Consider the following 19484-nt stretch of genomic DNA (forward strand, 5'->3'; position numbering starts at 1 on the left):
CTTAGTAAATTTTAGCCAATTAACTCTTTAACTTTCTTGATCACGCCAACAGGGTCTATTCCTTGATGGGGGTATTGTTCCCAAAGACCACCGCAACCTTCATGATGAGTACCGAGATAAGCATATTTTGGTGTGTAACCCCGTTCGAGTAACCAAGACCCCATACGCGAACCTAAACCAGTCCGACGGTTGAAGGCTTCAGTTACAATGACAAAAGATGATTTACCAATTTTGGCCATCGTTTCTTCATCAATCATATTTAGGGTGGGTTTATTAATTAAACCGACATCGATACCTTCTTGTTTTAACCGTTCAACCGCATCTAAAGCACGATACAAAGCATCACCAAAACTAACGATATAACCTGCGGTTCCTTCACGGATAACTTCATCTTTTCCGGGGGTAAAGGTATAACCTTCACCATAGAAAGGTGTACCGTCTTCTTTTAGGATATTCGGTGTTTTAGAACGAGTCGAGAAGATAAACCGTAAACCGGGGTTAGTAAAAACAGCTTCAACAACCGCCGTCATTTGGGCTGCATCAGCAGGAAAATACAAACGAGTTGGATAACCATCATCTAACCCATTATCGGCAAACATATTATTGATACCGAAGTGACAGGTATTATCAGCCATATCATCGATACCCGCATGGGAAAAATGACACAATAGGTTAGAAAAGTTTAACCGCGCCATCGTAATTTCAGAAATACACATCTCTAAAAACGCGCTAAAGGTGGCAAAAATCCCCTGTTTGCCTTCTTCCATACCAAAACCCGCAGCCGCCGACAGGTTTCCCCGTTCCATAATACCGCCACTAACGAAGATTTCGGGGTTTGCGGCGTGAATTTTATTTAAACCGCAAGAACCTTCTAAGTCGCTATCGATGACTAAAACGCTTTTTTTGCGTTCTTCGGGACTCATGCGGGCAAGAATTGATACAACTGCATCACCGAAGACGTTACGGTTAGATCCCCAGTTGTCGCCCGAACCGATAAAAGTATAATTATTTTTAGGGGTTGGAATCGATCGCAGAACATCGGCCGCCGCCGTTAAACCGCGAGATTCAAGATAGGGTAGAGCAAGCTTGACAGAAATGACATCATGACCATGTGTCGAGCCTTCTAATCCTTCGATCCCCACGCACATTTTACGCTTGTTAATGACGGCAACAGGTCCGGGGGTATTAATGGCTTGAATAATACGGCTGTAGAGGTCGTCTAGGTCTTCCCCATCGCCTTCTAGAATGGTTAGTCCATGACCGCCGAGGGTTTTTTTCAGGTCGTAGCCAGGGAGATAGCCAGAGGGATGACCTGCGATCGTCACATCATTATCATCAATTAGTAATTTAACATTTAGTCCGTGAGCGACTGCCATTCTTGCGGCTTCCGCGTCGTTTCCTTCTTGTTGAGAACCGTCAGAACCGAGACAGAAAACGGTTTTAGTGGGGTTAGCAAAAGCAACACCATTAATATAGGGCCACATATGCCCTAAACGACCTGAACTAAATTGTACACCTTTGGTTAAGCCGAGTTCGGGGTGTCCAGGTAAAGTAGAATTCGCTTCCCGATAGTGCATTAGTTGTTCGGCGCTTAGATGACCTTTAAGGACGGACATTAAGTATTGTGTAGCGACGCGGTGTCCTGCTTCATCGAAGAAAGTCTGCACAAATTGGTCGGGACTACCTCTAAAAAGTGCATCCAAAATCACGACTTCAGGTACTGTATCATAAGGGCCACCCGTATGACCGCCTACGCCTCTAGCTGCGCCTGTTGCGGTAAAAAATACGATCGCATCCCGACAAAGTTGGATATTTGCCTTTAAATCGGCTTTTTGAGCGTCAGTTAGAGTAGAACTGCTCGGATCTAATTTAATCTCTTTATATGCGCCTAAATCAATCGGAAAGGTTACGGGTTCTTGTGCTACGGTCATCACTCAATCATCCTAATTTTTTGATAACTGCCAATTTTAGCGGGCTACGACTAATAAATTAGTTAGCCCGGATCTTCCCTAAAATCTACCATGAACAGCCTGCCATAAGGACAAGCTGTTGCAAGAAAAATAGTTGATCACTTTTGGCTTAAATGGCGACTTCGACAGGTTTAAGACCATTCTAGAAGGGTAATAATTGCTTTTCGTCTTGGGGTTTTTGCAATAATCCCGTTAACATAGAAGCGGGACGTTTGCCATAAGGCCAAGCAAAGGCATGACGGAAGGCTGCATCTTGACAAGCTTCGAGTTGTTGAAAGTCAATAACGTTATGAGTTAAAAGATTTTCATATTCAAAGGGAAGACGCACGTTATGAAGTCCAGCATTATCGGTACAAATGGCGATGTCTACACCTGCATCAAAACAACGATCAAAAACAGTTTTGAGATCAGATATATTTTTTAATGTTCCTGTTTTAAGATAAGTGGTCGGACAAACTTCTAAACATTGGTTGAGTTGTGCGACTTCTTTTAAGAGTTCTGGATATTTTAAGGGAATTTGGATTCCATGTCCAATTCGCATTAGATAGGGTAATAATTCAGGATAACAACCGTTAGTCGTTTCAAAAAGATGACCAGTAGTTTTTAGTCCAAGCGATCGCGCATAACGATATAATCCGATAAATTCATCTAATCTTTCTGCGATATGAGCATCACCCCCCGCAATATCGATCGCACAAACATATTCTCTCATTTGAGAGGCTAAATCTACGATCGCTTTATTCACTTCATAGGGTAAACGAGAGTGTATACATAGAATTTGACTGGTTACAATGGGATATTCTTTGACATGAGATGATTGTCCGACAATTTCAACAATCATTTGCATTTGAGAGATCCGTTCTGAGGGGCTTAAAGCTTCATCCGTTCTATAATATGGCGTATAGCGTAATTCTAAATAAGCCAAATTTTCAAAGATATAGGCTCCTCGAATCAAACGATAGATAAAATAAGGAAGAGCTTGAGGAGTTTGTACACTTTCGACCAGTGTATGTAATTCTAAATACTCATCTAAACTACTCCGTTCACGGGTATAATACTCCTCAAATTCTGAATATTCGGGAAAATCTTGAGCCTTACTTAATTGATAACGTTGAAAGTAACCCCAGAGAATCCGAGGTACTACTGACCCACCTAAATGACGGTGTAACTCGGCATACAAAGCCATAGTATCCTCCTACCCGTTTGCTTTACTTTAACTATAACGAAAATTTCTCAAACTATGTTAAGAGTTATTAATTTTAGGGAAAAAGACTATTGCACAGAGGCGACTTTTTGCTCTTATGTAATAAGATCAGTGATTCCTAAGAATCGAAGACCGAATTAGGTGATAGAGGAAAAAGGACATCAAAAAAGGATTTAGTTACATTCAGATCGATCGTTAGTAAATTCACTTTGAGAAAGATCGCACATTTACCCACTTCACGTTCCTACTGATGCTCAAAGGATGATATAGTGATTGACTTTAAGAGGAAATAACTTGTGCCAACTCAGTTAACTGAAGGATGATTGAAGACTCTTACTATCGAACAAGAGTAAAAATTGGTTGCTTACTTTAGATAAATACCTACTTTGTCCATCAATAAATTTAGACAATGTCTGTCTTGAGAAGGTTTGAAAGATAAATGATCCGTGACTTTCGGAGTATTGTTTTAATTTTAGTTGATACAGAAGGTGGCAAGAGACATATCATTAAATTTCTCAATCAGATCACAGTGACTCAAAATAAACTCAACGTCTTAAATACTCCATTTTTTTGATAGCTGATCAATTCTCAAAACTTTTTTGTGACAATTGAGAAAATTTGGGTTATATTTTTGATATGATCAATTGGTAAAATAAAACTAATTGACAGTTAGTCAAAAACAAGGAAAATTTGAAACGTCATGACTGACATCTCATCGACTCCATTAACAGGAAAAGCTCTCCTTCAAAAAGTAAAAGAGCTTGCTCACTTACCTCGTCGTGAAACAGCAAAACGCTGTGGCTACTACTCAGTTACAAAAGATGGTCAAACCCGCGTCAATTTAACTGATTTTTATGATGCTGTCTTAGGTGCGAAAGGCGTTCCCCTTGATCCTGATGGAATAAAAGACGGTCGCGGTCGGGAACCTACATTCCGCGTTAGTGTTCATAAAAATGGACAAATCGTCATTGGTTCAACCTACACTGAGCAGATGGGTTTAAAACCGGGTGATGAATTTGAGATTAAGTTAGGTTACAAGCATATTCATCTCAAGCAAGTTGAAAGCTCTGGGGAAGTTGAAGAAGAAGCGGCATAAAAAAGCTCGGCTATTCAAAGACTGGTACTCTTTGTCTAACCGAAGATTCAGATAAAATCAATTTTTCCCAATTCTAACTCTTATCTCTATCTATCTACAAACCATTAGGGTCATATTTCAGAAAACTGACTTTTTTTGTCGAACTGAAGATGACCCAGTGGTTGCTCAAGTGGTATAATGAAGAGTTTATTTTCTTTTTTGGTCACAACAAACCCTAAAATTTGGCAAAATAGAGGAATAAACCGCAGCAAAATTCCCCATGTTACTAAAGAATATCTTTAACCCACCTCAAAACCAATGGCGTACTAAAATTATTGGGCAATTTGAAGCCGTAGTCGGAAAAGATGGGGTAGTACGTCGCAAAGATGAGCTTTTGACCTATGAATGTGACGGAATTACGGGATATCGTCAACGTCCCGCATTAGTCGTGTTGCCTCGCACAACCGAACAAGTCGCCGCAGTTGTGAAAATCTGTCATGAAAACGAGATACCTTGGGTAGCTAGAGGTGCGGGTACGGGTTTATCGGGTGGTGCATTACCTTTAGAAGACGGGGTTTTAATTGTGACTGCCCGCATGAAACAAATTTTAAAAGTAGACTTAGATAATCAAAGAGTCATTGTACAGCCAGGTGTGATTAATAACTGGGTGACTCAAGCGGTTAACGGTGCTGGATTTTATTACGCACCAGATCCCTCCAGTCAGATCATTTGTTCTATTGGGGGCAACGTTGCCGAAAACTCAGGAGGAGTTCACTGTCTTAAATATGGTGTCACAACCAATCATGTTTTAGGACTCAAGTTAGTCATTCCCGATGGTTCAATTATAGATGTGGGTGGCCCAGTTCAGGAAATGCCAGGATATGATCTAACAGGGTTGTTTGTTGGGAGTGAAGGAACATTAGGAATAGCCACAGAAATTACCATTAGCATTCTCAAAGTACCTGAGTCCATTTGTGTACTCCTAGCAGACTTTACCAGTATAGAAGCCGCAGGACAATCAGTAGCCGATATTATCAGTGCGGGTATTATCCCTGCTGGTATGGAAATTATGGATAATCTCAGTATCAATGCGGTTGAAGATGTAGTCGCAACTGGATGTTATCCGAGGGATGCAGATTCTATTTTATTGGTTGAATTAGACGGTTTAGCGGTGGAAGTCGCAGCTAATAAAAAACGAGTCGCCGAAATTTGTCAAACAAACGGAGCAAGAAGTCTAACAAGTGCCAATGATGCCGAAACTCGTTATAAACTGTGGAAAGGACGTAAAGCCGCTTTTGCCGCAGCAGGAAAAGTCAGCGCTAATTATTTTGTCCAAGATGGGGTTATTCCGCGAACTCAACTCGTCAATGTTTTACGAGAAATTAATCATCTGAGTGAAAAATATGGCTATCGTGTTGCCAACGTTTTTCATGCAGGAGATGGGAACTTACATCCATTAATTCTTTACGATAACAAAGTAGCAGGAGCCTGGGAAGAAGTGGAAGAATTAGGCGGCGAAATTCTGAAACTTTGTGTAAAATCGGGAGGAAGCTTATCGGGTGAGCATGGTATTGGCATTGATAAGAATTGTTATATGCCAGAAATGTTTAATGAGATTGATTTAGAAACAATGCAGTACATTCGTAGCTGTTTTAATCCTAAAGGGTTAGCCAACCCTGGTAAAATGTTTCCCACCCCGCGTACTTGTGGAGAAGCTGCCAATGCCAGAAAGTTAGAAGAATTTAAGGACGCAGAATTATATTAGGGGCTTGAAATATTTAGGTTTTAGCTCGTGTAGACGCGAATTAAGGCAAGGTAAGACACGTTTTGGTTTCCAAAGCCTTAGATGATTTTGAGGAATTAAATTTTAATAATATATAAAGGATAATATGTCAAGACCAATGATAAAAATCTTAATCTAAAAATGAAAGAGTTTCACAAAATTTTCAGGCTTCATTAAAGAGTAATCAGCCCGTCAATCATTCTATACATTTTGTAATTTAAACTTTACTTGGTACCCTTGTCAGAGTAAGATTTCATCGATGTACAATTGAGCATTTCTTAGTTTGTACTAAAAACTCATCTATTTGTAACAAAAGGAAACAATTTATGCGACGGTTGTTGGCTTTAGTTCTAGTTGTTACTCTTTGGTTTGGTTTTGCTCCTTCAGCAAATGCGGCTTACTCTAATTTAACGCCTTGTAGTGAATCGCAAGCATTTCTCGCCAAAGCTAAACTATACCGCAATACCACAGACGATCCAAACTCAGGTACTAATCGGGCTGTCCGCTATTCAGAAGCTCTTTGCGGACCCGAAGGCTACCCCCACCTTATTACAGATGGGAACCTAGCTCATTTCGGAGATTTTGCGATTCCTAGCATCCTCTTTCTTTATATTGCAGGTTGGATCGGTTGGGTTGGTCGTGCTTATCTAATTGACATTAAAAAAGGTAAAGATACTGAAATGAAGGAAATTATCATTGATGTTCCTTTAGCTATCAGTAAAATGCTCACAGGTTTTATTTGGCCTGTGGCAGCACTCCAAGAATTTACCTCTGGCAAATTAGTCGCTAAAGACGCTCCTGTTTCGCCTCGCTAATTGCTTTAACTTTCGTTTTTTTTAGTTAACCTTTTTTTTTGGAGAACTCAATCATGGATGGTTTGCCTAAATTTTTATCAACTGCCCCAGTTTTGATTATGGCATTGTTAACGGTTACAGCCGGAATCTTAATCGAATTCAACCGTTTTTACCCTGATTTATTGTTTCATCCTTTAGCCAAGTAGAGTTAGTAGGTAGAGACTAAATCACTTAAAAGATTTATTCAAAGCTGGTAGAAAAGATCTTAATCTTGGGAGCTTTTTCTATCAGCTTTTTGACACTTCTACCACAAAAGAGCTTTTCTTCTACGTCTATAATCGAGCAGTCTTTAAAGATAGCAATTTTAACCTTTAGCTTGTTTTATATAATATTTATATCGCTCTTTTAATTGATCGATCGTGAGATCTTGTGTCCAGTATTCGATTAAAGCATGACCAAACGCCCAAGCATTTAAATCAGGTGTAACGGAATTTTCCAGTAATATTGGCCAAAGCGATCGCAAGTCAAAAAACGCATCGGATTGATCTGATGTTAAGAGGGAAAAAAGCTCATACGCCATCTGTAGTTTACCAATGACTACGGGTAATTGTTCAATGGGTATTTGTTGAGCTAAAATATAGGCGGCGGCGGGGTTTCCTGTGGTGAAGGTGGCAATAAAAGAAAGAATTGGACTTTTAAGAAATGTTGCGAGTCCTTGTGTGGTTGCCATTTGGAAGGTATAGCGATTGATAATTTTAGCGGCGGCAACAATACGCGACTCTTGATCTCGTAAGAAACGCGCTAAACGGATTTGTTTGGCTGGTGCGATCGCTTCTATTAAAGTTAGGGCTAACATATCCATATTCCATGACACACGATTATTTTGTAAATCACTGGTCACGACAGGTAAAGTTTTATTACAATATTCGCCTAATAGTTGACTTCTGTACTCTGTTGCCTCACGAATTGAGACTTCTTTGGGACGATCGCCCCATTGCCAATCATAAGGGGGTTGCCATTCTCGCTGTGGACGAAGTCGATCGACTTGGGTTACAACAGTGATGATGGGTAAACTATCAATTTTTTGTTTAATTTCTTTGAAGAAATCTACATCCATTTGCAAGGCTGGATCGAGGGCAGGAGTGACTAAAATAAGTAAATCTGCGTTTGTTGCGTAGTCTATTACCGTGTTGCGTAAATCTTCTCGGTTCACTTGTTCGTAACCTGGTGTATCCCAAAGGGTTAGGGTTTCACCGGTGGGGGTTTCCCAATGATAATTTTTAATCTGATCGGTACTCGGTAATACGTCTACTTCGGCTTTTTCGGCTTGGAAGAGGGTATTAATCAGACTACTTTTTCCTGCTCCAGTGCGTCCTACCAATAATATATTAACGGGTTTTTGCTGAATTTCGGCAACGGGTTCAGCTTGAATGATAATATCTCTAATGGTTTGGGTTCTTGCTTCGGGTAAGGTGGTGTTTTGTGCTACAGCGATCCGTTTTCCGCTATAAAGTGCGATCGCTTGTTGTGATAAATTTCTTAGTGCTGTTTCCCGTAATAATTGACCTAAATTAACTAAAAGTTGTTGTGTTGCTTGATTACTTGATTTTTTCGTGGCTTGTCTTGCTGCTGCGGCTGCGGGATTGAGTAACCATTGCGCCCAGTTCCATACTTGCCAGAGTTTACGGGCTGATGGTTCTAATTTTTGATAAACTTCATATGCTTGGTACGCTTGTCCTACAGTAACTTGATTGAGGGCGGGGCCTAGTTTTTGCATCCATTGATCGAGATCATCGACTGTACCCCGAATTAAACTGTATGCTTGTGGTACATAGATATTTAAAAGTGGGTATCTCACTTCGGGATAGTAAATATTTGCGATCGCGGTAACAATTTCTTGACAACGTAGCCAGAATGTTGTCCAATCTTGCCATATTGGGGGATCAGTTTTCGCTTTTTCTAATATATCTTTTAAAATCGTAGCCGCTTTCTCGGTAGTATCCCCGTATGCGGTTGGTAGAGTGTCTAAACTTGATTCTAACTCTTGATTAACTTCGGCGATCGCTGCTTCAAGCTGTTTAATGGCAGGATTTGTCCATTGTACGAGCAACCAACGCCAACCGACAAAAACGACAGTAAAAACAGCCCAGATCCAACTCAAACCCCATTCATGAATCTGTGATCCCGCAGCAAAAATAATAAAAATAATGATCAAAGCGATCGGAAGTGCTAAGATCACCCACTGCCAAGGTTTTAATCGTACCATTGTTTTTTAGACATCACATTGATTTCCTTGTTTTTGATCTTAATCAATATTTCACCGATAACAAAAACATAATTTAATCTCCATCAAGAAAGTAGTATCCGTCGAGATGATTTATCCACAAAATCAATCGTTTTAGGGTTATTTTACGGATTTTACTGGAAATCAGGCTCAGATAAATGATTATTCATTTTTTAAATACCCTCGTGGTGTAATCATCCAGTTTTCATGAAAAAAGGTGGTACTATTTCCGATTAAAATAGTCGTCAACATATCAATATGAGACCATAACATTTTTCCTAATGTGGTTAAGATAATTTCTTCATCCTGACGATAAACGGAACGAACGATCGCAACAGGTGTTAAAGGATCACGATACATTAAAAAGATCTTTTCTGCCGTCAAAAGCGGTTGAATACGTGTTTTAGAACAAGGGTTATATATAGCAGTCACAAAATCTGCTTTTGCTGCTGCTTCTAAACGTTTTTCGATCACTTCTATAGGAGTCAATAAATCACTTAAACTAATAGCACAAAAATCGTGCATTAAAGGTGCACCCACTCTAGATGCTGCTGCTTGGAGGGCGCTAATACCTGGAAAAACTTCGACTTGAGGCGTATTGCCATCCCATCCCATTACAGATAACTGTTCTAAAACGAGTCCTGCCATTCCATAAATACCACAATCACCCGAAGAAATGACGACAACAGATAAACCCCATTGGGCTAATTCTATCGCTCGTCGCGCTCTTTGGACTTCCTGAGTAATGGGTAAAGATTCGATAATTTGGGCTGGATGTTGTAGGGGTTGAATGAGATCAGTATAAAGAGAATAGCCAATAATGACATCTGCTTGAGTGATAGCTGTTTTGGCTGCGGGTGTAATTTGAGTAATATTACCAGGACCGATCCCGACTAAACCAATATAACCCGTACGTCCAGTATATTCGATTTCCGCTTGTGCGATCGCTACTGTTACGGCTTCTGTGACTTGTTTTTGGACGAGTAATACTGCTTCTCCATATTCTTTGGCGGCCGATAATGCTGCTGCTTCTGCGACACTGGGAGTATCTACCGCTTGGGCGACAATATGCGACGGGTTAGGAACAGTAACGGTTTTTAAAATTTCGGCTGTATAGGTTTTTAAAGGTAATTGTGAGGATTGGGCATAATTTAATAAACCGATTTCATCTGCTTTAATATCTATAGTGGCTAAACCTGCGATCGCTTCAAATGCTAAATGAGATTTTTGTAAAACCTGTTGAACTGCTGTTGTAATTTGTTCTTGGGTTGCACCTCTAATACAACCGATCCCCACCCATAATACTCGCGGATGCCATTGAACTTTCGGAATATCGGATGATGGGGCAAAACGACGAGAAGTCGGAGTGATCCAAATACGACCTTTAAAAGATATTTCTTCATTAAAACCAAAATAAAAAGGATGTTCTGTTGGTAAACTTTTTTGCCATAAAGTTGATCCCGCTTCTTGGATCACTTGTATAGGTTCTTGATGAACACATATACGACTGATCCCATTCCAGTCACCTTGACCTTTTTGCCAACCAAAAGGAACCCCTAAAATATCAATTCCGGGTAAATTTAAACTTGTAGACGCGCTGGTAATAATGGGTGTCGCGGTTAGTTGTTGGGCAATGAGTCGCGTTAGTTGATCTGCTCCTCCTTGATGCCCGCTACATAAACTAATCACGTATTGTCCCTCTGGGTCGATTACAATAATCGCTGGATCTTCGGTTTTATGAGCCAACAAGGGGGCTATCAGACGCACAACGATCCCCGACGCGGCGACAAAAATAAACGCCCGATACTGCGACCAAATGGCGGTGAGATGATCTTTTAATGAGGATTCGTAAATCTGGCTACCTTGGGGAGGTGTGATCTCGGATGCGAGGGATGAGGGGATATGAAGGGTTACATCGCCGGTTTGACACAAAGGAAAGAGAATTTGTACCGCCCTTGGAGTAAGTGCGATCGCCGCACAGGATTGAAAAAGAAATTGACTCAAAATATAAAGAAATTATTAAATAAACTATCAATCACGATACTGTATTGTCTGTCTCATGAACAATGACAAAATTTTCCCTTTGTGTTAAGTTCTCTGTCGAAATCTGCTCAACTGGTCGAAAAATCGTCATTATAGATTTAGTTGGGTTTGTAATTATAACCAAAATTCCCTCGCTCTTTCAACTCAGTCACGCTCATCTCACTCTTGGCTTAAATCAAATCTTCCCTAGGGAGGTTATTCTATTCCTCATAATTTCCTAACAACGGTATACACAGATGTAACGATCGATACTGGGCAAATTAGCTAAATCAAGTTATGGTAGGGAGTGGTAAGTTACATTTTGTTAATCAGCAATCTAGGAAGTTGTTTGATGTCTTACCCGATTTTTAAGATTTTAAATCTTAAAAAAGTATTAAGGTTTATAATGAGGAGTGTTGGTTGGAGGTACATAGTGTTTAAACGAATAGCACAACAACACCGAGAGCTAGTTCAAGACCTAGTCATGAACTTACAAGCTTTAGCGATCACTTTGGAAAATCAGGGCTATTTGGCTTCTTGCTACACCTGCGGGGGTCAAATGAACAGTGCATCTTTTATGGTTAGCTTAGGAGAAGATCATCTGATCCGTTTTCTCGTTTCAGATTACGGGATTACTTGGACAGAAATGCGAGATGATCGTGAACTGATGAAGCTAGAAGGTGCAGAAGCGATCTCTCAATTAGAAGATTTAGCGAATTTGGTTAAATATCAAGTCAAACCGATAGCTTTAGAGACCCGTAAGGGATCTGCTGGTTTCGGGCAAGTGCAACCGATCTAGCGATCAAGCAAAAACTCTTAAGAATGCGATCCTGATACATCAAACGAACTAGCAACGCTAGGTTTAATTTAATGGTCAATTAGAGAAATGTCTTTTTCTAACATCACATAATGAGAGCAATGTGGATAAAGCTTTACAATCGAGTCGTCGTTAAGCGGGTGCTAGATATTCTCTAAGCACCCTAATCATTATTTATTCGTCTTCGGCAAAAACAAAACGATGTAACTCGCTCTTGTCGGGTTCGGGGCTATTTTCGGCAAATTTGACCGCTTCTTCGATTTCATCAGTGATTTTTTGCTCAATTGCTTTGAGTTCGTCTTGAGTGGCTAAATCATGTTCTACTAAATATACGGCTAACCGAGTGATGGGATCGCGTGCGCCCCAAAACTGTTTTTCATCCGGGGATCGCAGTTCATCGGGATCAGCGAGGGAATGGCCACGAAAACGATAGGTTAACGCTTCGATGAGGGTGGGACCTTCTCCAGCACGAGCGCGGGCGATCGCTTCTTGTGCGACAGTGCGAACGGCTAGAACATCCATTCCATCGACTTCCACGCCAGCCATATTAAATACACTAGCTTTTTTATAAATTTCGGGTTGAGAGGTTGCCCGTTCATGAGCCATCCCTATTGCCCATTTATTATTTTCCACCACATAAATCATCGGCAATTTCCATAAAGCGGCCATATTTAGACATTCAAAAAACTGACCATTATTGCTTGCACCATCACCAAAGAAACAAACTGAAACTTGATCCGCATCTTCATCATTCATCACTTCTCGACGATATTTCGCTTGAAATGCTGCACCCGTCGAAACTGGAATACCTTCGGCAACAAACGCATAACCTCCTAATAATTTATGTTGGGCTGAAAACATATGCATCGAACCGCCACGCCCTTTACTACATCCAGTTGCTTTACCGAATAATTCTGACATGACTTCTTTAGCTGGTACTCCTGCACTAAGAGCATGGACATGATCTCGATAAGTACTACAAACATAATCTTCATCTCTTCGCAAAGCTTTAATGATTCCTGTTGAAATCGCTTCTTGACCGTTATAGAGATGGACAAAACCGAACATTCTGCCTCGATAATACATTTCGGCGCATTTGTCCTCAAACATACGCCCTAGTACCATATCTTCATAAAGAATTAGACCTTCTTCTTTACTAATTTTGACGGAAGCCGTGTTAAAAGTTGGTAAAGTACGCTCAGAAATCATAAGGAAAGTAGTATTATTTAGACAACAATTAGAACAATCAGAAGAAATTCGCCTTTTCTTCTTTGGTTAATTTAACTTTAGTTTAAGGCGAAACTCGTTTGTAGTCTGAAGAAGAAAGATTTTTTTACTTGCTTTCATCTTTAGGCTAGAATTTAGCCTAGCAGCCTTGGATTCTCACCCACTTTTAAGGTCAGTAATCCAAAAATAATTATTTGCTCTACTATAGTTACTAATTCTGTAAGCAAATATTGCATTGAGTTTAAAATTAGCTTTATAGACTTTTACTTCTAATGGACGAACTACGCGCCTAATATCGAGTCCCAATCTAACTACTAGAATTAGATCGCCTTCTCGACTACTTTAATTTGTACGACGAGAGAGTTTAAAGCTAAAACTTTTACGTCAACCGCTTAAATAGTTAAGGTTAAAATTAGTTAACATTTTCTTGGTTGACAACCTTCTAGTTTTAAAGTTAATTATTCTTTTGTTAAGGTGCTATTGAGATTTTAGGAGATTTGCTGCCATTTGACTACATTATTGTTAAATCTTTACTATACTTGATTATCTGGTGTATTGAGTCTGGTGTATTAAGATAGTCTTGCCCGTAGCCGCGATCGCCAAGGAACCTAACCGTGCAAATCTCCCTTGACTACTATAGAATTTTGGGTGTGCCAATTCAAGCTACTGATGAGCAATTACAACAAGCTTATCAGGATCGTAGCTCACAGTTGCCACGTCGTGAATATGGAGATTTTGCGATCGCTTCAAGAAAATATCTTTTAGATCAAGCGTATCATATTTTAGCTGATCCTGAAAAGCGTTCAGAGTATGATCAACATTTTTTAGAACAAAATTCTGTATTACTAGAAGAATCATCCTCTGCACAACCAGCAGGAATCGAAATCCCCGACGAACAGTTAGTGGGAGGATTATTGATCCTACAAGAACTGGGTGAGTATGAATTAGTGATAGGTTTGGGAGAAAATTTTTTAAATCAAATTTCTGACGGGGAAAAAAAACAAGCTCAACGACAAGATATTATTTTTACTTTAGCGATCGCTTATTTAGAATTAAGTCGGGAAAAGTGGGAACAACAAGATTATGAGACAGCCGCGACCATTTCTCAAAAAGGGTTAAAATGGCTAGAAAAAGAGCAGTTATTCCCACAATTGCAAGACGAAATCTGGGCAGAATATTATAAATTGCGTCCTTATCGGATTTTAAATTTTTTATCATTAGGGTTAGAGCAACAAGAAGTTAGAGTCAAAGGACTTCAATTGTTGCAAGAAATGTTACAAGAAAGACAGGGCATTGATGGACTAGGGAACGATGGTTCGGGATTAAATCCCCATCGCTTTTTACTCTATATTCAGCAGTTACGCCCTCATTTAACCATTAATGAACAGTTAGCTGTCTTTGAAAGTGTATCGCGTTCCAATAATGCGGTTGATGCTTGTTTTAATGTGTATATTTTTATTGGCTTTGGTTTTGCTTTTCAGCAACCCGATTTTATTCTTAAAGCTACTTCATTACTCGAACAACTGAGTAAATATCAAGATGTTTATTTAGAACAAGCCATTTGTGCTTTATTATTAGGACAAACAAAGCTGGCTAATTTATCCGTCAAAAAAACGCAAGAAATAGCAGCTTTAAACTATATTCGAGAGCATTCGGAAAATGAACAAGATTTATTATTAGGTTTGTATCAGTATGCCGAAAAATGGCTGCAAACTGAGGTTTATCCCCAATTTCGAGATTTAAAGACTCAGCAAGTTTCTCTAAAAGATTATTTTGCTGACGAAAGTGTACAAAATTACCTAGAACAGGTATCAGATTTGACAGAATCAGAAATGTCACCAGAAGATAACAATCTTTTAGATCAGACTCCAGTGACTGTTCATCAAGAGGTAGAAAATGATAATCTTATTGCATCAACGGGAGAACTTGACATGAGGAAATCCGCTTTATCTTATTCTGAATATTTGCCTGAACCTAATTTCCCGCAACGCTCTCGACGAGGAAAAAAAACGGCAGGGAAAAAAACGGCTGTATCTTCGGCAAATTCGTCCACTCAAAGCGCAAAAGAACAATCGATCGCGTATACAGATAATAATTTAGCATTCTCTGGGACTTATCCTCATCCCGCACCGTCTCGCCCCCAAAGGAAAAAAACATCTTCAGTTTCTAACTCTGATTCTCTAATTCAAAAGCCCTCTCTAAAAAAGAAGACAAGACCTAAACGAAGAAAGTTCCGTTTAGCTAAACCTTTATTAATGGGTTTATGTTTATTGGGTGGGTTATCTTTAGCGGTTTTAACGGTTAGAGCGGTTCAAGAGCGTCAATCTCCTTTAGGAGCATTACAACGTGAACAATTAAATATATCTTTAAATGAGCCTCCAATAGAGTTACCTTTGGCAAATACACCCGTTGTTTCATCTCCGACGTTGACTAAAGAAGATGCGTTACAAGTGATCCAAACATGGTTAGATAGCAAGAAACAAGCATTTGGCACCACGCATAATATTAATCAGTTAAAGAGTATTTTGGCTGAACCACTTTTATCAGATTGGCAAAAAAGAGCGATCGCACTGCAAAAAGAAAAAAACTTTTGGCAATATCAACATGAGCTAAAAATTGAGTCAGTCACGACTAATATTAAAGTTCCAGAGCGAGCTACTGTGGTTGCAAATGTACGAGAAAAGGCTCAGTTTAATCAGAATGGACAAATAGTAGCGCGTAATTCTTATGATAAAAAACTATCTGTAAAATATGAATTAGTTCGACAGAATGAGCAATGGCTGATTCAAGATATTAAAGTGATGAAATCATCTTAATTATTCACACTCAAAAATTGTTTTAACTCATCAAAAGTCGTGCCATAAGTTAGAGTAATTTCGTCGTATCCTTTGAGTTGAACGTTATGCCCATGAAATAAGGTTGTTGTTTCTTTCATTGTGGCTAAATGACGATAAGTTGTTTCACCAATGGCTAAATCTAATTTAATTTCTTTAGTGGCTGATTCTAAACGAAATGCGGCATTAACGGTATCACCAATTGCCGTATAATCGGGATGTGCGCCACTTCCTGTATTTCCCACCATTGCAAAACCCGTATTAATTCCCGCACCAATTTTTAAGGGAAACGGTAAAGGATAAGATGTACTTAAAGTTTGAGTCATGGTGTTGAGTTGACTAACCGCTTGAAAAATTTTGAGCATTTCTTCTTGGGTAATGGCTTCGTGTCCATGAAACCAAATTGCCATAATTGCATCACCGATATATTTATCAACCCAACTTCCTGAGTCTCGGATAATTTTTCCCGCTTCACGAAACCAGTTTCCAATGAGTGATGATAAAAGTTGTTCATCTAATTGTCGAGTTAAAACCGTAAAATTTCTCATATCAACCACCATGACAGAAGTTAGTCGTCGTTCATGAATGGCGGATGTTTGAAAGTCGCTCTCTGTACTTCTAAAATCTTGATTAGATAAACGTTTGCTCTCTGGGAGATAAAATTCAACTTCGGTTTTCCCGAAGGTAATTTGATCATTATCACTTAAAGTTACGGGGATACCCACTCTACGTCCATTAACAAAGGTTCCATTACGACTACCAAGATCGATTAAATAAAATTCTTCTGTTGGTGTCGATTGAATAATCGCATGGTTACGAGAAATACAATGATCTCGAATCATTAGATCATTGTCTTTGTTTCGTCCAATTGTCCAGTAGTTTTTTCCGGACAAAGGAAAATAGATCTCACCTTTTTCGGTATGTAGTAACAAGTAGGGAGTTTGTCCGAGTTTCTCCACGGTGCATAAGCGATCAAAAAGCAGAACAGCAGATACTATGGTTTAATTTATCGCTTTTGTCTTAAAAAATGACATAAACGAAATAAGTTTATATCTTTAAGTTTATAGTTACTAATTTTATGGACAAATATCCACTTAATCAGCTTCGTGCATTTTTAGGTACACTGGGTGAACTACACACCTCACTACCGAGTCTTGTTGACAAAGCAACGAATCTCCGACTACTTTTAGATTTAAAGGAGGTCAATGTCCTTTATAAGTTAGCTTGCCTATTTAATTAGGTGCGCTCTTAATAATCTAACATAAGTGTCTAGAAGTGAACGTATGTGTCTATATTTCTCACAAAACTTGACTATACGGATTTTTTAAAATCAACTGTAAACCTTTAGGCAAAAGAAGCAACTAGCCAAAATAAACCATCTACTAAAATTGTACTCAATACTGCTCCACTGAATGCCCACCAGCTATATTTAGAGCTTTGTAGTGCGGCTAAACCAACCCACAGCAAAATATTAATAATAATAAACGCCCAAGTGATGCCCCAAAATGTCTGCATTTGTGCGATCGCATTTTGAAAAATTGTACCAGCCATTTGGGGTTCTACCTGCATAATCTCCCGCCAATATGGAATCAAATGTACTAAATAAAAATAGACATCTGTCATTGCGGTACCAAACAGAGAACCTAAATAAAATAAATTTCCCACTTTCCCCCAACCTTTGGTTAGTCCCCAAATAGCAAAGGGTAAACCAATAGCTTCGATGGGTAAATGTATTAAAGGTTCTGTGCGAAACCATCCCCAATAAATTGATCCTGCTAACCAACTCCAACTAAAACCTAAAATCATATCCCCTATAATTTGCGTTTTAGGGCGGTTAATTAGGGTCATGCCAGAAACTACCCACACAGCCGTTAAACCTAGGCTTAAAAGGGGATAAAACCGGACTAGAGGGGCTTGAAAGAAGACGGGTATCGACACTAAAAAACAAGCAGAAAGGAAAACGAGCCATTTTTTTCCTGCTTCAGTACGCCAATATGAGTTTTTTAATCGGTTTTTTAGTTCGGAAAGAGGAGAAAGGGGAACGTTGGGGGATAATGGTTGATTAATCAAAATTTTTAATATTTGTTACAAAACTTTATTTATATTAAGATACTACATATTTCGTATCAATGTTTCTACTATATCCCCCCCTAGGGCATTTGTGCAAGCTGTGGGAACAAAAATCCAGTAGACTTTTCTCAAAGAATATAGAACAATCGTGAAAAATCATGAGCAAACAAGGGATTAATTTTGGCGTGGGAGTCATACTGGGGTTGAGTGTACCGCTATTGTTGAATCAATTAGCAACCGCCCAAACCGCAACAACCGTTCAAGATATCCCCATTTCTCAATACAATGGATGGCAGGCTTTTTTCTTAGGGATAGTTCAGGGAATTACGGAATTTTTACCCATCAGTAGTACGGCTCATTTGAAGGTTATTCCGGTGGTTTTAGGTTGGGGTGATCCAGGTGTAACTTATACAGCGATTATTCAGTTAGGGAGTATTGCTGCTGTGATTTGGTATTTCTGGAAGGATTTAGCACAGATTACTAAAGGGATGTTTAAAGCAGTTCGTCGTAAGGATTATTATTCTTTAGAGTTTCGTCTAGCGATGGGTATTATTTTAGGAACACTGCCGATTTTATTTTTTGGTGTTCTTTTAAAGTTATTAGTTCAAGATATCGATCATTCGGCGTTGCGGAGTATGACGGTGATTGGTTGTGCTTCGATCGTGATGTCTTTGTTATTAGCTTTAGCGGAAAAAATGGGGACTCATAAACGAGGTTATGAGAATTTAAAAATTCAAGATGGTATTTTTATGGGATTAGCTCAAGCTTTAGCATTAGTTCCAGGTGTTTCTCGTTCGGGTTCAACCATGACGGCGGGATTATTTGTTGATTTAGAACGTTCGACGGCGGCTCGATTTTCTTTTTTATTGGGCATTCCTGCTATTACTTTAGCGGGACTGGTGGAATTAAAAGATGTTGTTGATCAAACAATTAGTCAAACTGCAATTTTTCCCCTTGTTGTTGGGGTGATTTCTTCGGCTGTCTTTTCTTATTTAGCGATCGCTGGTTTGATTCGTTTTCTACAAAAGCAGAGTAACTGGGTTTTTGTTTTCTATCGTCTTTTCTTTGGTATTGCGATTTTATTGGGTGTGATGATGGGTAAATTATCTTAGGGTTGCTAGTTTCATTACACCGCTTGGTGATTTAAAGAAAAAGCGATCGTCTTTAAGTATTGTAATTTATCTCAAGCTGGACTTTGATGCGACATTTGTTATTGCTCACCGATTATACTGACTATGGCTGGTTATGAAACAAACAAGCATTGTTATTATTCTTCAACTGGAGCATCATCAATAATAACGTCTTGATCTTCTGCTTCTACATTAAACCCTCTTCTGTCACTTGAGGATAGAAAATTAATTAACCTGTCAAAAAATGGAAAGGAGACCGTCCTGAGAAACAAAG

General features: G+C 39.2%; 14 protein-coding genes. 7 read left to right on the forward strand and 7 right to left on the reverse strand.

The genetic code is table 11. The annotated features are described in order from the left end of the window. Nucleotides 1-11: 11 nt before the first annotated feature. On the reverse strand, nt 12-1931 hold the full coding sequence (locus C7H19_RS22120) for a transketolase C-terminal domain-containing protein (RefSeq protein ID WP_106459091.1): 1920 nt from the start codon (nt 1929-1931) through the stop codon (nt 12-14). 181 nt (nt 1932-2112) lie between these two features. Further along, nucleotides 2113-3156 (reverse strand): amidohydrolase family protein, encoded by a 1044-nt coding sequence (locus C7H19_RS22125; protein ID WP_106459092.1) that lies wholly within the window; start codon nt 3154-3156, stop codon nt 2113-2115. 718 nt (nt 3157-3874) lie between these two features. On the opposite strand from C7H19_RS22125, the gene C7H19_RS22130 reads away from it, so the two are divergent. From C7H19_RS22130 to psaJ, 4 genes are all read left to right on the forward strand, one after another. Next, complete coding sequence (locus tag C7H19_RS22130; protein WP_106459093.1) at nt 3875-4270, forward strand: AbrB family transcriptional regulator; 396 nt, start codon at nt 3875-3877, stop codon at nt 4268-4270. A gap of 259 nt (nt 4271-4529) precedes the next feature. Next, nucleotides 4530-6014: a glycolate oxidase subunit GlcD gene (gene glcD, locus C7H19_RS22135; protein WP_106459094.1), complete on the forward strand. Its 1485-nt coding sequence runs from the start codon at nt 4530-4532 to the stop codon at nt 6012-6014. A 344-nt stretch (nt 6015-6358) separates the two neighbouring features. Next, nucleotides 6359-6847: a Photosystem I reaction center subunit III gene (locus tag C7H19_RS22140; RefSeq protein WP_106459095.1), complete on the forward strand. Its 489-nt coding sequence runs from the start codon at nt 6359-6361 to the stop codon at nt 6845-6847. A 53-nt stretch (nt 6848-6900) separates the two neighbouring features. Beyond that, a complete protein-coding gene (gene psaJ / locus C7H19_RS22145; protein WP_106459096.1) occupies nt 6901-7032 on the forward strand; it encodes a photosystem I reaction center subunit IX in 132 nt (43 codons plus the stop codon). Nucleotides 7033-7190: 158 nt separating this feature from the next. Here psaJ and C7H19_RS22150 read toward each other — a convergent pair whose 3' ends face one another. Beyond that, on the reverse strand, nt 7191-9092 hold the full coding sequence (locus tag C7H19_RS22150; protein ID WP_106459097.1) for a GTPase family protein: 1902 nt from the start codon (nt 9090-9092) through the stop codon (nt 7191-7193). A gap of 180 nt (nt 9093-9272) precedes the next feature. Continuing rightward, nucleotides 9273-11117, reverse strand: coding sequence for a precorrin-3B C(17)-methyltransferase (cobJ, locus tag C7H19_RS22155; protein ID WP_425428924.1), 1845 nt, complete (start codon nt 11115-11117; stop codon nt 9273-9275). Nucleotides 11118-11565: 448 nt separating this feature from the next. Here cobJ and C7H19_RS22160 point away from each other — a divergent pair, with 448 nt between their 5' ends. Then, nucleotides 11566-11931, forward strand: a complete 366-nt coding sequence (locus tag C7H19_RS22160; protein ID WP_106459099.1) for a DUF1815 family protein — start codon at nt 11566-11568, stop codon at nt 11929-11931. Between the two features lie 192 nt (nt 11932-12123). On the opposite strand, the gene pdhA is transcribed toward C7H19_RS22160, so the two are convergent. Further along, nucleotides 12124-13158 (reverse strand): pyruvate dehydrogenase (acetyl-transferring) E1 component subunit alpha, encoded by a 1035-nt coding sequence (gene pdhA, locus C7H19_RS22165; protein ID WP_106459100.1) that lies wholly within the window; start codon nt 13156-13158, stop codon nt 12124-12126. Between the two features lie 632 nt (nt 13159-13790). On the opposite strand from pdhA, the gene C7H19_RS22170 reads away from it, so the two are divergent. Then, complete coding sequence (locus tag C7H19_RS22170) at nt 13791-15992, forward strand: IMS domain-containing protein (protein ID WP_106459101.1); 2202 nt, start codon at nt 13791-13793, stop codon at nt 15990-15992. Here the strand turns inward: C7H19_RS22170 and C7H19_RS22175 are convergent. Continuing rightward, nucleotides 15989-16969 carry an adenylate/guanylate cyclase domain-containing protein gene (locus tag C7H19_RS22175; RefSeq protein WP_106459102.1) on the reverse strand — a complete coding sequence of 327 codons (981 nt, stop codon included), beginning with the start codon at nt 16967-16969 and terminating at the stop codon, nt 15989-15991. The genes C7H19_RS22170 and C7H19_RS22175 overlap by 4 nt on opposite strands. A 385-nt stretch (nt 16970-17354) precedes the next feature. Further along, nucleotides 17355-18080: a DUF3120 domain-containing protein gene (locus C7H19_RS22180; protein ID WP_106459103.1), complete on the reverse strand. Its 726-nt coding sequence runs from the start codon at nt 18078-18080 to the stop codon at nt 17355-17357. Nucleotides 18081-18238: 158 nt separating this feature from the next. Between C7H19_RS22180 and C7H19_RS22185 the strand changes: the two genes are divergently transcribed. Beyond that, complete coding sequence (locus tag C7H19_RS22185; protein ID WP_106459104.1) at nt 18239-19192, forward strand: undecaprenyl-diphosphate phosphatase; 954 nt, start codon at nt 18239-18241, stop codon at nt 19190-19192. Nucleotides 19193-19484 lie beyond the last annotated feature (292 nt).

It is taken from the genome of Aphanothece hegewaldii CCALA 016 (assembly GCF_003007785.1).
Lineage (GTDB): Bacteria > Cyanobacteriota > Cyanobacteriia > Cyanobacteriales > Microcystaceae > Chroococcus > Chroococcus hegewaldii.